The sequence below is a fragment of the Chryseobacterium sp. KMC2 genome (assembly GCF_016756935.1).
GTDB lineage: Bacteria > Bacteroidota > Bacteroidia > Flavobacteriales > Weeksellaceae > Chryseobacterium > Chryseobacterium rhizosphaerae.
The window spans coordinates 78817-95013 of record NZ_JAESIT010000002.1; the positions used below are offsets into that span (position 1 = coordinate 78817).

General features: G+C 36.3%; 13 protein-coding genes. 5 read left to right on the forward strand and 8 right to left on the reverse strand.

Annotated elements, in window-relative coordinates; genetic code table 11:
* Nucleotides 1-136 precede the first annotated feature (136 nt).
* Both gcvP and JML65_RS02870 read left to right on the forward strand, forming a co-directional pair.
* Nucleotides 137-2995: an aminomethyl-transferring glycine dehydrogenase gene (gene gcvP / locus JML65_RS02865; protein WP_047486031.1), complete on the forward strand. Its 2859-nt coding sequence runs from the start codon at nucleotides 137-139 to the stop codon at nucleotides 2993-2995.
* Nucleotides 2996-3302: 307 nt separating this feature from the next.
* On the forward strand, nucleotides 3303-6857 hold the full coding sequence (locus tag JML65_RS02870; RefSeq protein WP_202269840.1) for a T9SS type A sorting domain-containing protein: 3555 nt from the start codon (nucleotides 3303-3305) through the stop codon (nucleotides 6855-6857).
* Between the two features lie 75 nt (nucleotides 6858-6932).
* Here JML65_RS02870 and JML65_RS02875 read toward each other — a convergent pair whose 3' ends face one another.
* The 4 genes from JML65_RS02875 to JML65_RS02890 all read right to left on the reverse strand — a co-directional run bounded on the left by JML65_RS02875 (nucleotide 6933) and on the right by JML65_RS02890 (nucleotide 9607).
* Complete coding sequence (locus JML65_RS02875) at nucleotides 6933-7109, reverse strand: hypothetical protein (protein WP_170245781.1); 177 nt, start codon at nucleotides 7107-7109, stop codon at nucleotides 6933-6935.
* 606 nt (nucleotides 7110-7715) lie between these two features.
* Nucleotides 7716-8138, reverse strand: coding sequence for a hypothetical protein (locus JML65_RS02880; RefSeq protein ID WP_202269841.1), 423 nt, complete (start codon nucleotides 8136-8138; stop codon nucleotides 7716-7718).
* Between the two features lie 6 nt (nucleotides 8139-8144).
* Nucleotides 8145-8891, reverse strand: coding sequence for a YggS family pyridoxal phosphate-dependent enzyme (locus tag JML65_RS02885; RefSeq protein WP_202269842.1), 747 nt, complete (start codon nucleotides 8889-8891; stop codon nucleotides 8145-8147).
* Nucleotides 8888-9607 (reverse strand): AAA family ATPase, encoded by a 720-nt coding sequence (locus JML65_RS02890; protein ID WP_202269843.1) that lies wholly within the window; start codon nucleotides 9605-9607, stop codon nucleotides 8888-8890. Before JML65_RS02890 ends, JML65_RS02885 begins: the two co-directional genes overlap by 4 nt.
* 1185 nt (nucleotides 9608-10792) lie before the next feature.
* Here JML65_RS02890 and JML65_RS02895 point away from each other — a divergent pair.
* A complete protein-coding gene (locus tag JML65_RS02895; protein ID WP_047486022.1) occupies nucleotides 10793-11128 on the forward strand; it encodes a DMT family transporter in 336 nt (111 codons plus the stop codon).
* Nucleotides 11129-11172: 44 nt separating this feature from the next.
* Here the strand turns inward: JML65_RS02895 and JML65_RS02900 are convergent, their stop codons facing one another.
* Nucleotides 11173-12144, reverse strand: a complete 972-nt coding sequence (locus JML65_RS02900) for a DUF6268 family outer membrane beta-barrel protein (RefSeq protein ID WP_202269844.1) — start codon at nucleotides 12142-12144, stop codon at nucleotides 11173-11175.
* Nucleotides 12145-12148: 4 nt separating this feature from the next.
* Nucleotides 12149-12577, reverse strand: a complete 429-nt coding sequence (locus tag JML65_RS02905; RefSeq protein WP_202269845.1) for a hypothetical protein — start codon at nucleotides 12575-12577, stop codon at nucleotides 12149-12151.
* Nucleotides 12578-12769: 192 nt separating this feature from the next.
* Between JML65_RS02905 and JML65_RS02910 the strand changes: the two genes are divergently transcribed.
* Nucleotides 12770-13849 carry a sensor histidine kinase gene (locus JML65_RS02910; RefSeq protein WP_047486340.1) on the forward strand — a complete coding sequence of 360 codons (1080 nt, stop codon included), beginning with the start codon at nucleotides 12770-12772 and terminating at the stop codon, nucleotides 13847-13849.
* Nucleotides 13846-14568, forward strand: a complete 723-nt coding sequence (locus JML65_RS02915; protein ID WP_202269846.1) for a LytR/AlgR family response regulator transcription factor — start codon at nucleotides 13846-13848, stop codon at nucleotides 14566-14568. The genes JML65_RS02910 and JML65_RS02915 overlap by 4 nt, the downstream gene beginning before the upstream one ends.
* A 3-nt stretch (nucleotides 14569-14571) precedes the next feature.
* Here the strand turns inward: JML65_RS02915 and JML65_RS02920 are convergent, their stop codons facing one another.
* Entirely contained in the window at nucleotides 14572-15309 is a 738-nt protein-coding gene (locus tag JML65_RS02920) for a DNA-formamidopyrimidine glycosylase family protein (protein WP_202269847.1), read from the reverse strand.
* Nucleotides 15310-15424: 115 nt separating this feature from the next.
* The gene (locus JML65_RS02925) at nucleotides 15425-16051 is read right to left on the reverse strand and encodes a class I SAM-dependent methyltransferase (RefSeq protein ID WP_202269848.1); all 627 of its coding nucleotides are present in this window, start codon (nucleotides 16049-16051) and stop codon (nucleotides 15425-15427) included.
* Between the last annotated feature and the right edge of the window lie 146 nt (nucleotides 16052-16197).

The window sequence follows — 16197 nt, forward strand, 5'->3', positions numbered from 1 at the left end:
GATCTTATTAAAAGTAAATTCTCTTATAACAGTCAAGTATTTCTGTGAATGACCATCCGTTGAATGCTGTTGTACAATCGTTCAAAAAATTGTAATTTTAGCCATCTTTTTTACAAACAAAATCTAATAAATAAAAATGAATACAGAACAGTTTGTGAGCCGTCACATTTCCCTTAATGAAGCCGATAAACAGGCGATGTTGGAAAAACTTGGCGTTTCTAGTATTGAAGAGTTAATTTCTCAGACCATTCCTTCTTCTATCCGTTTAGAGAAAGATCTTGAGATCTCGGCACCGCTTTCGGAATACGAAATGCTGAACCACTCGAAAGAATTGGCATCTAAAAACACTGATTTTACAAGTTACATTGGATTCGGATACCACAATACACTTTTACCATCAGCAATTCAGAGAAATATCTTTGAAAATCCAAGCTGGTATACGGCATATACACCGTATCAGGCAGAGATTGCACAGGGAAGACTGGAAGCTCTTCTTAATTTCCAGACTGTAGTATGTGATCTTACAGGTTTTGGATTAGCGAATGCATCTCTATTGGATGAGTCTACTGCAGCTGCGGAAGCAATGCATATGTTCTTCAACAACAGAACTAAAGATCAGAAAAAAGCAGGAGCCAATAAGTTCTTTATTTCTGACCTTGTTCTTCCTCAAACAGTTTCTGTACTGAAAACAAAAGCTGAAGGACTGGAAATTGAAGTGGTAATCGGTGATCATAAAACGCATCAGTTTGACGGTACTTATTATGGGGTTCTATTGCAGTATCCGGGTAAAAACGGGGTTGTTTTAGATTACACTGAAGATATCGTAAACTATAAAAAACTTGATCTTCAGGTTGCTGTTGCTTGTGATCCTATGGCTTTGGTTAAACTGAAGTCTCCGGCTGAAATGGGTGCAGACTGTGCAGTAGGAACTTCACAGAGATTCGGTATTCCATTGGGGTATGGAGGTCCTCACGCAGCATTCTTTGCTTGTAGAGAAGATTATAAAAGAGATATCCCGGGAAGAATTATCGGGGTTTCTCAGGATATGTACGGAAAACGTGCATTGAGAATGGCGCTACAAACCAGAGAACAGCACATCAAGAGAGAAAGAGCAACTTCCAACATCTGTACTGCTCAGGTTCTATTGGCTGTAATGGCAGGAATGTATGCCGTATATCACGGTCCTAAAGGATTAAATTATATCGCTGACCAAATTCACTTCAAAGCAAACGCTTTGAAAAACGGTCTTAAAGCATTAGGATATCAGACTGTAGAAGAGCCAATCTTCGATACCGTAAAAATCATCATGACTGAAGATGAGAAAGGAAGATTGATGAGAATGATGCAGGATCACAGAATCAACCTTAATTACTTCACAGAAGATGTTGTAAGCATTGCTATCAACGAAAGTACTACATTAGAGAAATTAAACTATCTGATGGCTTCTTTTGCTCAGTTTAAAGATAAGCAGACTTTCAAATTAGAAATCAAAGAAGGATATAGTATTCCTGAAGAGAATTTAAGAAAAGACGAAATTCTTACGGAACAAGTATTCAACAAATACCATACGGAAACAGAATTGATGCGTTACATCAAGCGTCTTGAGAGAAAAGATTTATCATTGACGCACTCAATGATCTCTTTAGGATCTTGTACGATGAAGCTGAACGCAGCAACGCAGATGTTACCATTATCATGGGCAGATTGGGGAAGTGTACACCCATTTGTACCGGTAGATCAGGCTGGAGGTTACCAGAAAATGATTGCAGAGCTTGAAAAAGATCTTGCTGAAATTACCGGTTTTGCAGGAACTTCATTGCAGCCTAACTCAGGAGCTCAGGGAGAATATGCAGGATTAATGGTAATCAGAGAATATCATATTTCAAGAGGAGATACGCACAGAAATGTAGTATTGATACCACAGTCTGCACACGGAACAAACCCGGCTTCTGCAGCAATGGCAGGAATGAAGATTGTAGTGGTTAAAAACCTTGAAAACGGGGAAATTGACTTCGAAGATCTTAAAGCTAAAACAGAACAGCATTCAGCGAATTTATCAGCTGTAATGATCACTTATCCTTCTACATACGGATTCTTTGATGCCAACATTAAAGAAATCACCAACTTAATCCACGAACACGGAGGACAGGTATATATGGATGGTGCCAACATGAACGCTCAGGTAGGATTTACAAGTCCGGGAAACATTGGAGCAGATGTTTGTCACCTGAATCTTCACAAAACTTTTGCAATTCCTCACGGAGGTGGAGGTCCTGGAGTAGGTCCTATCTGTGTTGCTAAACACCTGGTTCCTTTCCTTCCTTCTAATGCTAATATCAGAATTGGAGCTAAAGAAGCTATTGACGGTATTTCTGCAGCACCTTACGGTTCAGGATTGATCCTTAACATTTCTTATGCTTATATTAAAATGTTAGGAACAGACGGTCTTAAAAAAGCTACAGGACATGCTATCATGAATGCCAACTACCTTAAAGAGATTTTGGCAGCGCATTTCCCTATTTTATATTCAAACGAACACGGAAGAGTGGCTCATGAGTGTATCGTAGATTTCCGTCAGTTCAAATCTTTAGGAATTGAAGTGGCTGATGTAGCGAAGAGATTGATGGATTATGGTTTCCATGCTCCTACCGTTTCTTTCCCTGTTGCAGGAACATTGATGATTGAGCCTACAGAATCTGAAAGCAAGTCTGAAATTGACCGTTTTGCAGAAGCGTTGATCTCTATCAAAAAAGAAATTGATGAAATTGCAAACGGAGAAGCTGATGCAGCAAACAACGTATTGAAAAATGCTCCGCATACAGAGCAGTTGGTGATCTCAGATTCTTGGGATAAACCATACAGCAGAGAAAAGGCAGCTTATCCATTAGAGTGGGTAAGAGACCACAAATTCTTCGCTTCTGTATCAAGAGTAGATGAAGCGTACGGAGATAGAAATTTAGTATGTACTTGTGAGCCTATTGAAGCTTATATGTAATCCTAAATTTTTTCCAGATATAATAAATCCCTTTCAGAAATGAGAGGGATTTTTATTTTTATAATTCCGCAAAGTAAGGAGACTTTGCAGAGCGTGAAACCATAATCAGTACGTAAAACCCTTAGCTTCATGTCATAGAATGCAGAGCGTAAGTTATTGATAGGAAAAAATACACAATATCTTTTCTCATTGTTATTATTTTACTATTTGTTTGATTTTAACATGATGTTTAATAATGAAATGTTTATTTCTGCTTGTATTTTTATATTTTTGCGGACAATTAAACTAATAATCAAATAACTATTCGATGAAGAAATCTATCGTTTTTGCTTTCTCCCTGTCATGCATCATGGGATTTTCACAAACAGGCTTACCTCAGAATATTATCATAGACGGAAGTTTCGGAATTTCCGATGCACAAGATCTGATACCGAGAGATCTTAATAATGATAATAAAAAAGATGTACTGGTAAGAAATTATTATAGAGATTTATATTGGATCAAAAATACAGGTACTGGTTTTGAACATCCTGAATTAATTTACAAATCTCCAGTTGATGACATTAAAGATTACAACAGTGCAGACTTTGATGGAGATGGAAAAACAGATATTATATTTAGTACAAAAAAGGGACTTTTCCTTATGAAAGGTACCAGCAGTGGAGGAGCCGCCACTTTTACCCAGCCTATAGCTTTATCTGATCAGAATATTCCGCTTTTCAGGATTGCCGATATAGACGGTGACGGAGATCAGGATATTTATCTTCACCAACCCATTTCCGGTACCTGGCTGAAGAACAATGGGAATGGTACTTTTACCCCCGGATCGCATATTTTCTCCTCTCTTCAAAAACCAGATTCTGTTATTCTCAGAGATCTGGACAATGATAATAAACCGGATCTTTTGGTTAGAATTAATGAATCAAGAATTTTACGATGGTATAAAAATGACGGAAGTGGCAATTTCACCGTGAAGCAGACTATTGATGATTTTGCATTAGGAGAGTATTTTGAAGTTGGAGATATAGATAGTGATGGAGATTTGGACATTATTCACTTGTTTGAAAACGGAAACATTAAGCAGTTTAAATGGTACAAAAATACAAATGGTGCGGGAACTTTCTCAACATCACAGTTGATATCAGATATTCCTGCTGGTCCTTATGCTATACAGAATGTTAAGCGATATGGTGTGAAAATGCTTGACCTCGATGGAGATCTTAAAGAGGATCTGGTATTTTGTGTCTATTGGGATCAAAAACTTTCCTGGAAGAAAAACCTTGGAAATGGTACTTTTGGTCCTGAGCAGATTGTTTCCCAGAATGCTAAATTGATAACGCAGTTTGACGCTGCAGATTTCAATAATGATTCAAAAATGGACCTGATCTCAGTGTCCTTTGGAGATGATAAAGTAGCTTGGTATGAAGGGATTAATGGTACAGGAAGTTTTACCCCTGAAAAAGTTCTTACAACGGATGTAAACTCACTTAATACTGTATCTGCAGGAGATATTGATGGAGATGGTGACGCTGATATTATCAGTCTTTCCCGAAAGAATAAAATTGCATGGTATAAAAATACAAACGGATTAGGGGATTTTTCCGGTGTACAGAAGATTATCAGAAATGATATTAGGTTACAGTCGCAGGTAACATTGGCAGACATGGATCATGATGGGGATAATGATGTTGTATTTATGGGAGAGGCAGATCCTTCCATTACTTATAGGTATGCCTGGCTTGAAAACGATGGAGCAGGAAACTTTGCGATTGAGCATCCGATTGTCAATCTGGGAATGGAACCCACCTATAGGAATACAATAGGTGATTTCAATGGAGATGGCAAAAAAGATATTGCTTTCATGGCCTCTTCTACTAAGCTGAAAGTTGCATTTAATACAGGAAACGGAAATTTTTCAGCCCCTCAGGAATTTTTAAATCCTGCCATAGGCTCCGTTGGGATACTACAGAATGAAGATGTGGATGGAGACGGTGATCAGGATATTATTATTACTAATGATGGGAAAATTAAATGGTACGAAAATATAGACGGTTTAGGTAATTTTACAGCAGAACACGTGGTAGCAAGTTCTTCCAATGGTTTTACAAAACTTTATTTTGCTGATCTGGATGGAGACGGAGACCGTGATATTTCCTTTGTGAATGCTAACGGAAATAAAATAGGATGGTTTGAAAATATAAACGCACAAGGATCGTTCGGACCTGAAAAAGTGATTAGTACCGGGACCGCAGTGTCTCCTTATGCTATTGTAGCTATGGATATTGATGGAGACGGGCGCAAAGATATTGTCACCAATTCCCAAACCCAACCCAAATTAAGATGGTATAAGAACAACGGAAACGGAGTTTTTGATGCGACTCCTCAATTGATTACCAATAATACAGGAAGTGTCGTATCTTTATTAAGTGCCGATTTAAATGGAGATGGAATTCCAGAACTCATTTCTGGGTCCACTTACATTGATAATTATAAAGAAGATATGATCTCCTGGTTTGGAACCACAGAATCATTTCAAAACAAAACAAAAGGAAAAATAAAGTTAGACATTGATAATAACGGGTGTGATGCCAATGATACCTCTGCATCTATGATGATGGTTTCTACACAAAATTCAGCCGGTAAATTCTCTACGTTTACAGATGCAAGCGGAAACTATTCCATATTATCAGCACAGGGGCAGCATACTACTTTTATAGATGCTTCTCTTCCCAATTATACGGTGAATCCTCAGAATCATACTTTTAATTTTGCTTCTGCAGGTGTAACTGATACCGCAGATTTCTGTATTGCACCTAACCAGGTATATAAAGACCTTGACGTAAGTATCTATCCGGTTCTGACTGCAAGACCGGGCTTTGATACCAAATACAGAATGGTTGTCCGCAATAAAGGAACTCAAAAACTAAGTGGGGAAATTTCATTTACGTACAACGGGGCAAAGATGAATTTCCTGCAGGCTTCTTCCCCGGTTGTATCCCAAACCAATGGGAATATACGTTTCAATTATCAGGATTTTGCTCCCCTGCAGACTAAAACCATCGATTTAAAATTCAATGTCCTCCCAATGCCGGTAAACAGTATTGGCGGACAACTTAGCATCAATGGAATCGCAAATGTTACCGGTGATGCCACCCCTTCAGATAACGAGTTTGCTTTAAACCATACTATTGTAGGTTCTTATGATCCGAATGATATCACGGTATTGGAAGGTTCTCAGATTCTTTTACAGGATGCAGACGAATACCTGCATTACATCATCCGTTTCCAGAACACAGGAAATCATTTTGCTGAAAAAGTAAGGATTCATAATGTCTTAGACAGTAAACTGGATTGGTCTACATTGAGTTTAGAATCTTACAGCCATCCCAGCGAAGTGAAAGTTGCCAATGGAAATGATGTAACGTTTAATTTTAATGCGATCTACCTTCCGGGAAGCAGTGATGAACCCAATTCTCACGGATTCATAGCATATAAAATTAAGCCTAAAGCCAATGTCCAGATGAATGATATTGTGAATAATGTGGCGGATATTTATTTTGATTATAATCCGGCAGTACATACCAATACTGTTTCTACGAAGATTGTTGATCAGTTTTTAGGAACAAAAGAACAGGTAAAAGCTACGGTACATATTTATCCTAATCCCACTACGGGAATTATTTATCTGAATGGTCAGTCAGTTCCTGAAAAAGTAGAGGTATATAATGCTTTGGGACAAAAAATAAGGACATCTCAAAATGTAAGTAGAATTGATATTTCTGATTTGGCCGCCGGAACCTATATTTTGAATATAACTTCAAAAGCAGAAGGTGTGAGCACATTTAAAGTGATCAAGAAATAAAACTGATATCCGGTAAAAAAATGCACCTCCTTACATGATAAGGAGGTGTCTTTTTTTATGATATTACATACCCCGTTATTTTTTCTTGTAGGGATACGCCGCTAAAATTGCAATTCCTACCAAAACGAAGGTGATGATTGAAATGGTTTCCATTGAAATTCCGCTTTTATTTTCTGATGTATGTTCTGGGGAACACGAAAAAAGAAGAGATACTGTGATTAACAGATATCCCAATAAGGTCTTTTCATTCATAAGTGTATTTCTTTGATTATTAGTGTTTTGGAATCAATAATTGTACCGGATTTGTGCTGTTTGAAAATTGATTTATTTTAATTGTATAATGGTTTTTTTTATATTTATATGTAAGAAAATAACCATAATAATTTCGTTAAAATATTCCTTATTAAGTTGAATTTTAATGCTGCTTTTTTTCAAATAGAAATGCTGCCATACTCTGGATTCCGGCTCAAGATATCATTACTGCTATGACAACAATAAAGCACCTGTCTGTTTTGAGAGGTGCCCTTAAGGTATTGTAGTCTGTTATGTAATTATCTTCTTCTATAGCTGTATGCAACTAATATAGCAACACCCATAGTAAGGCAGGTTATGATTGAAATAGTTTCAATTGAGATTTCACTTTTCATCTGTGTGTTTTCCTTTTCACATGAAAAAAAGAATAATACTGTCATCAGCAGACAGCCCGAGAGTAATTTTTTAATCATAAATGCATTTGTTTGGTTATTAATGTTTTATGAATCAAAAAGTATACCGAATTTGTAGACTTTAAAAACCTTTTGTTTTAAAGCTTTTTTGCACATATTGATTGGTTGGCGAGAAATGATTTAGCGCATACAATTAAGACAAATAGTTAATCTCATGCGTGATTTCTTTTATCAATCCTTGACTTCCAAAATAACAAAACAAATGATTGGCGATAAGTCCAAAAAGAGGAAGCAGTTTTCCAAATAAACCTTCAAAATAAATTAGCGTAATAATAAGAAATGCAAGAGCAAATAAGTTAAATTTCCATAGTTTAACTTTATAAGTCAATACTTTGCTTTTTTCATTATACGTGAATTTTCCATCATCAATGAAAGATAAATAGTCCCAATTGGATCTTTCTTTCAAAAAACCTTCATTGAAAGAAACAAATCCTGGCCCGTAAAGAATATTTTTAATTTTTTTCTCTCTCAATATTTCACGAGCTGTATAAATTACATTCTCAGATGTTTTATCGTTAATAATTTCTCCTTCAAAAGTATAAGTAAATGGGAACATATAATTTTAAGCTTTATTATTTGTTTTTCCTTCATTCCAATAATAGCTGTCCGGATAGATTCTGGCTCCAAAAACAGCCGTTCCTACACGCACAATTGTGGCACCTTCTTCAATGGCTGTTTCCAAATCTCCGCTCATGCCCATAGATAGTTCCTTCATTTCCACATGGGGAATGTTTTCCCTTATGATTTCCAGTTGCAGGTTTTTGAGTATTTTAAAACACGTTCTTATTTTTTCTGTCTCGGCACTGAACAGACCTATGGTCATTAAACCTTTGATTTTTAAAGTGGAAAATTCAGAAACTTTGGTAACCAGTTCAATGGCTTTATCGGGAGGAATACCAAATTTACTTTCCTCATGGGAGGTGTTCACCTGGATCAGTACCTCAATGGTTTTATTTTCTGCTGAAAGCTTTTGATGAAGTTTTTCTGCCAGTTCCAAACGGTCAAGAGACTGAATGCATGAAACATCATATCTCAGAATATCTTTGATTTTATTGGTCTGAAGATGCCCGATAAAATGATTCTCGTGTGGGGTAGCTTTCAAATCTTCATATTTCTCCTTCAGTTCCTGTACTTTGTTTTCTCCAATTAAGCGGTGTCCGTTTTCCAAAGCTACTTTGATGTGTTCCGGGGAAACCGTTTTTGTAGCCAGTAAAAGCTTTACTTCATCGGGATTTCTTCCTGATTTTTCACAGACATCTTTTATCCTTTTATTGATGATGCTGAGGTTGTGGAGAATATCTTCTTTCATGACTGAAGGGTTTCTTTGGCTTCCAGTTTTTTGATTAATGCAGATTTTACAGCGGTGAGGGCATGGTCTTTGGCTTCAGCAAAAGAAATTCCGTATTTTCGCTCAATATGATTCAGATCTTCAGGAAATGAAGCCAGCAACTGATCATAGAAAGTATCCAGAAATTCTGCAGAAGGCATTTCATAATTGATCTTCAGCTGAAAACGCCGCAATATGGCAGTATCTATTATTTCAGGATGGTTCGTTGCGCAAAGAAGCAGTGCATTTTCAGGATAATAGTCAATCAGTTGGATGAGGGTGTTTACAAGTCTTCTCATCTCGCCTACATCTTTGTCATCACTACCTCTTGCTTTTCCGATCTGATCCAGTTCATCAAGAAAAAGGACAGACCTTTCTCTTGCGGCTTTATCAAATATCATTTTAATATTTTGGGAAGTTTCCCCGATACGTGACGAAACGATATTACTCAGGTTTAAAATAATAATGTTTTTACCTAAAGCATTGGCTATTGCTTTTGCCGTCATTGTTTTCCCGCATCCTGAACTTCCCTGGAGCAGGATCTTATTATTCACAGGAAGGCCATACTCCTGTAACTCTTTCACATAGGTGTTTTCCTTGATAAGCTGTATCAATAAGCCTTTATTGGTTTCATTGAGGAATACATCATTGAGATTTACTTGTTCTTTGTCCTGAATAATAAGGTTGTACAGATTCATGATGGCAATTCAAATAGTTAATGCTTAAGGAGTACAAAGATAAAACTTTATTGAATGAAGTTTCATCCTGAAAAAGAATAAATAGATAGGCCAGCAGTATCGGAATGTTTCGGATAAAAGCAACCGGGGTCTGCAAGATGTATGAATCTGGTAAAGTTCAGGTATCCTCTAAAACAAAGAAAAGCCAAACATACGTTCAGCTTTTCTTTTGGATATTAAAATGTGTTATGAAACTAAGATCTTTTTGTTATGTTTTTTGGCCCTTTTACCCTGTTGAGTAAAAGAGCGAGGCCTGATTTTCAGACTAAAAACATAAAACAATATAATTAGTATAGATATTCTATAGGCTTACTGTGTTTTTAGAATTAGTTTCTTTCTCTTCTTACTGTCATAAAATATGATGTGAACACTACTAAACATGTTGCGATACCGATATAAGTTACCATTTTGTATTATTTTTAATTATTTGACTTTTTTTTATCAATCTTTCAATTGCAATATTACAGTTTTCAAATCACGTGCCAAAGTAAAACATTATGATGTATATCAGTGTATTACGGAGGTTTTTGTTCATCTATTGGTTAATTTTTGTTTACAAAAAATTAATGCGTTATTGAGAATTTATTAATACATTTATTGTTCTCTCTGTAAAATTATGTGAAAGTGTTAAGCGTTTAAAGCTTTCTATATTGGACTTGATAAAACAAATAATAAATAATGCAATGCATAATATCGTCTGTTTGCTCTCTTTTTGAATGTGAAATTTGAGCGTAAAAAAGATTTATGTGTTAAGAAAAATTATTTTTACCGTTGATTTTTGTGTAGTGATTTTTTGTCAGCTGTCAGGTTTTATGACACCTTAGACTATGTTTTTATGTCAATATGGAGAGAAATAATATGACATCATAAATCTTTATCCGTAGAATTATTGTAAAATCAACCTTGCTTTTCTGTGCAGTAAAATGCTTCATTCTAGCTGCTTATCAAAAGGTATCGAACCTTGTGTCGGGTTTTTTGAAGCCTTTCAGCGGAATTATCCTGGCAGAAATAATTGCTTGCATCCTTTCATAGGAGCAACATATTTGATTGGAGGCTTGGCTAATCTTTATGTAGTACGCCTTTCTCTTGCGAAAGAAGTTGAAAGAATACCTATCAGTTTTTATTACATTTGTATAAAGAACAATGATGGGACGAAGTTATATTTTTCTTGCATTAGCAATTGTATTTGAGATCATAGCCACTACTTTTCTGAAAAAATCAGAAGAATTTTCCAAACTATGGCCTTCCGTTGTCACGGTAATAGGGTATGCTTCTGCTTTTTACTGCCTGAGCCTTACCCTTCGTGAGATTCCTGTAGGAATTACCTATGCTATCTGGTCGGGAGTAGGGATTGTGTTTATCACCATGATTGGAGTCATTGCCTTTAAACAGGTACCGGATCTTCCTGCTATTATTGGGATTGTGCTTATTGTACTGGGAGTTATTATTATCAATGTATTTTCAAAAATGGGAACACATTGAGTTTTATATCCTGAAGCTCTTCCGGATTTGCCGGAAACCGGAGGTTATTTTACTCTGGGTTTTCCAAAAGGATTATAAGATACTCCGACATTGAAATAGAAGGACGGTTTATAGCTGGCTTCAAAAATGTAATCTTTAAAAGATTCCTCTTTATCAAAAGCTCTCGCTTGTGGAACGGCTCTGATTCCGGTTTTAAATGTCCCTATTAAATTATGGCCGAGGTTGTGTTCGTAAATAACCCCTGAATTGATCTCCAGCTGGCGAAACTCATAAGTTTTGCTGTTCTTATACATATAAAAGGAAGTATTATCCATTTCCGTTCCCAAAGAAAGTCTTCCATTGGCAAGGATGTTCTTTCGGACCAATACTTTTTTGGGAAGAAGAATATCCAGTACCCAGCCGTTGTTGAATTTGTTTTCATAAGTGAATATCGGAAGTATAGGGATCTGAGAACTGGGATCAATGATACCTGCAAGGCCTATCAGCATCTTTGTTTTGGAAGTGGCCTTTAAAACAACTGAGGCCGTCAGCATTCCTCTGACTCTTTCAAAATGCTGATCACTTCCATCCACAGAAGCTGTGGCTGTATATATTGCCACTTTATTAAACAGCTTGGAAAAATAGTTGAAATTGATTGCCTCAGAGTGATAATGATAATGATTTTGTCTGTCTGTTCCCAAGATAACAGATTCTTCTGTATTCATTGAAGTGTAGCGATAATTAAGTGCCGTACTTAATAGCCATTTTTTCTTTTTAACAAAATAAATATTGGCTTCAGCTCTTACCTGCTGAAAGTTTTTCACCTTATTCTCCGGGAGGTCTGATCCCTGAAGCTTGGAAGAAAATGAGTAAGGTGTGGTTTGGGTAAATTCAATATTAAGGTCACGGGTCTGGGGAATTTTATCGGCAAAAAATGCACGTACTTTCAACGGAATACTGTCTTTTTTTTGAGCGTAAATACTATTGTTAAATGGCAGCAGGGCGAGTGGCAACAATGCTCTTCTCAATGTTTTCATGGTTTTATTTTAAAGGATGAATAATAGATTGAAAGAAATTGAATAAGAAAATCTTTTCATAGAAAATATCCAGGCTGTTTTCGATGATGAGATCAGTATGGGCGGCCGTTTCAAGGCAGAACTCTTCTTCTACAAATACAAACCAGAGCGCTGACAGGTTATGTCTTCTTCTAAACGCTTCAGAATCGTTACAGTCTGGCAGTGATGAACGCTTCATATCATAAAATAAGATGCCTATAGTAAGGTCATCTTGCTTTACAATATTGATAGGGTGACGAAGATAGCTGACAACCTCCAGTTTCATAGGGGAACATTCTATAAAATGATGAAGATCGATAAGCTGTATTACTTTTTCTTCCTGCTGGGATGGGGTCATAAAAAAACATTCTGATGTTATTTCCTGAGTGAGTTCATGAAAAGTGGTAAGTTCCATACATAGTAAATTAAACAGGACAAAGAAATGAAGAAAGGGATTTCGTAAATTTGTTTTTATACAAAACGGCTGGTATTTTATACGAAATCCGAAGCGGTAATTGGTATAATAAAATGAAGGTTTTGTATAATATTGCAAGGATACATTGTGGTATTACCTATTTTTGTTACCATTAAAAATGGTCAGGTTGCTATGAAATACAGCTCGTTAAAATTTAAAGAAAGCTTTGTCATGGATTTTCTGATAGAAAGTCGATACAAATTTCGCAGGCATCTGTTGTTTCTCATCTTCTTTTTCTTACTTCTGTACAGTTCCAGTTTCTGGCATTCATACTCAGGAATATATCAATATTATGCTTTGCTTTTTGTGTATGTCATCTTGATTTCAATGGTGTATATCAATATCTATGTTCTGGTACCCCGGTTTTTCTTTAAAACAAAATACATCAGCTACTTGATTCTACTGGTTCTTATGGGAATCATCGGACTGAATATTATTGGCTATAGTTTCAATTCATTTCTTGCAGATTTCAAAGTCAGAAATTTTCACAGAAATGGGGAGAAGGGAGGAATTTATGAGGGAATCCTGATGAGTATTCCTATTATTCTTACTACAACTACCGTAAAGCTTCTGCAGAAATGGATCAATGATAATAAAAGGATCAATGAACTGAACAATCTGACATTAAATATGGAACTTAATGAGCTCAGAAATCAGATCAATCCTCATTTTTTATTCAATATGCTGAATAATGTAAAAGCACTGATCAGGACAGACCCTGAGAAAGCCTCGGTAGTGATTGTAAAGTTTTCGGAATTTTTAAGATATCAGCTTTACGAAAGCGGTGAGGAAAAAACCTTACTGACCTCTGAAATTGATTTTCTGTCCAATTTTTTAAATCTTGAAAAAATAAGGCGTGAAAATTTTTCATTCGATATTCAGACTGAGGGGGATAAAAGGGTAATAGGTACAAGTTTTATTCCTCCCAATCTATTCACAACTTTTGTAGAAAATGCAGTAAAACACAGCATAGATATTACCGGCAAAGAATCTTACATTAAAATATATATTGGTGTTGAAAACAAAGAACTTTATTTTAGATGTATCAACACCCGAAATCTAAACTATTCTGTTCAGAATAAAAAGAACAGTGGACTGGGACTTGCCAATATTACCCGAAGGCTGGAACTTCTTTACAATACTACTTTTAATTTGAAAATAGAACCCGAAGATCGGGAGTATACCGTACATTTAAAAATTCCTATATCATGAATTGTATCATAGTGGATGACGAACCTCTGGCAAGGGCAGAAATGAGGTCTCTGATCAGCGAAACATCAAAGATCGATATCCTTGGTGAGTTTTCCAACGCCCTTTCTGCATTGGATTTTCTTAAAAACAATGATATAGACCTTATTTTTCTGGATATTGAGATGCCTATGGTAACGGGGCTGGAGTTTGCTGAGATGCTGCCTCAAAGATCTTTGATTATTTTTACTACTGCTTACGCCCAATACGCATTGAAAAGCTATGAACTGGAGGCCGTAGATTACCTGTTGAAACCTATTGATCCCGAAAGACTGAAAAAAGCCATTGATAAAGCAGTATTGTATACCGAGCTTCTGTCTAAAGAAACGGTTAAAAATACAGTGGAATCTAATACCGCAGACTTTTTATTTATAAAGGCAGACCGACGCTTTTACAAAATAAGCTTTTCAGAGATTAAATTTATAGAAGGACTGAAGGATTATGTGGTTATTCACACCAGGCAAAAGAAACTTATTACAGCCATGAATCTGAAAACCATCCATCAGAAGATCTCCGGAGAAACTTTTATAAGGGTCAGTAAATCATATGTTGTTAATATAGATTATATTGACTCCTTTGATAATCATAATATATACATTGATGTTTCTGAAATTCCGATAGGGGAAGTATACAGAAGTGAATTTTTTACAAAATATGCCGGTGGATTTTTAAATTCTGATTAATGGTTAATCATACAGTTTTTGGTCTTTTTCGCAATAGAAACTTCGTCTTTTGCCTAAGCCAGTTTGTTTCCTGATCAATTTTAACCCACATATGGGGCATACTGTTTTTGTATGGACTAGCCAGTGTTTCTTCAGTGTAAATTCTCTTTTCCATTCCAGAAAATCGAAGCTGTAATTCCTGGCTTCTGCAATAAGTTCTTTTAACTTTTTGTCGGGAAGATTTCCAAGTAAACTTTCGGGCTGAACTCCTATTCTGAAAAGCACTTCATTCTTAATAATATTGCCCACTCCCGAAAATATATTCTGATCCATCAGAGCATCGCAAACCATCATCTCAGGGTTGGACTTCAGCTTCTTTTTTGTTTTTGCAGAATTCCAGCGGTCACTCAGTACATCGGCTTCCCAGTCGATTGAATAAAGATGCTCCATCTCAACAGATTTTACAGAACAGGTGTAAAAGTACATTCCACCCGTTGAAAACAATAAAGCTAAACGTAAGCTTTTGTCCGGTTTTGTCTGCTCGTCAATACTGTAAGAACCAAACATCAGCAAGTGGATGCGAATAGCTGCTTTCTCAAAAACCAGATAGGTCTGTTTTCCAAAAGTGCGGATTTCGAGAAGGGACTGACCCACAAATGGTTCTTTGTCAAATTTTGCATTACCTGAAGCTTCTGTTACTTTTTGACCAACAAACTGCAGCAGGTTTTCTTTCATTAGAATTATAGATGGACCTTCAGGCATAACTTTCTTTTTTATGGAAAGTCCAAATCCTGTTCCGTTTGTTGATCCGTAATCGTCTTATACAAGACTGGGACAGGTCAGAATGTCGTTTGGATATTCTGACCTGTAGCTATAATTATTGTTTCCTTCCCATAAATCTGATCACAGAGCCGGTTCCGTTATGAAATAAACCTTCTTTAAGTTCTATTTCGGTTTCTGCCAGCTCCACAATATCATAGCCCGGAAAATCAGCTTTGATTTCATCAATAGAGAATAAAGATTCTATATCCTTCGGACCTCCTACATTGGGGTTTCTTGCGATATAGTCCAGATGATTCTTACTGAAAGCTTCGAAAATAATGAAGCCTCCTTTGCGGAGATATACGTCAAGCATTCTATGGATCGATGATTTTATTTCAGCAGGAAAATGAGCATAGATAAGAGCAATAGTGTCGAACTGCTCCTCCTGGTAGCCTAAAGTTGACAGTTCACCTACCTGATAATCAATACTAATCCGGTGCTGTTCTGCGAGGTGTAGTGCTTTCTTTTGCCCTTCAGTACTGATGTCAAATGCTGATGATTCCCATCCCTGAAGTGCGGCGTACACCGAATTCCTTCCCTCACCGTCGGCAGGGAAGAGGATAGAACCGGGCTTCAGCTGTTTCAATTGTGTTTGTAAGTAAAGATTAGGATCCGTTCCGTATACAAATTCCTCATTTGTATATCTTTCATCCCATTTCTGAAGCCATGTGTTATTTTCCATTTTTAAAATTTTTGTATTGAATTTTTAGGTTATTAGTGGTTAAAACCTGGTTTCTTTTAGTCTTCTCAAATGTAAAACGTTTTAGGCTGTTTCTTTCAATGGAAAAAACAGTGCTTGTTATAGATTTTTCTAATGGGATTTTTTTG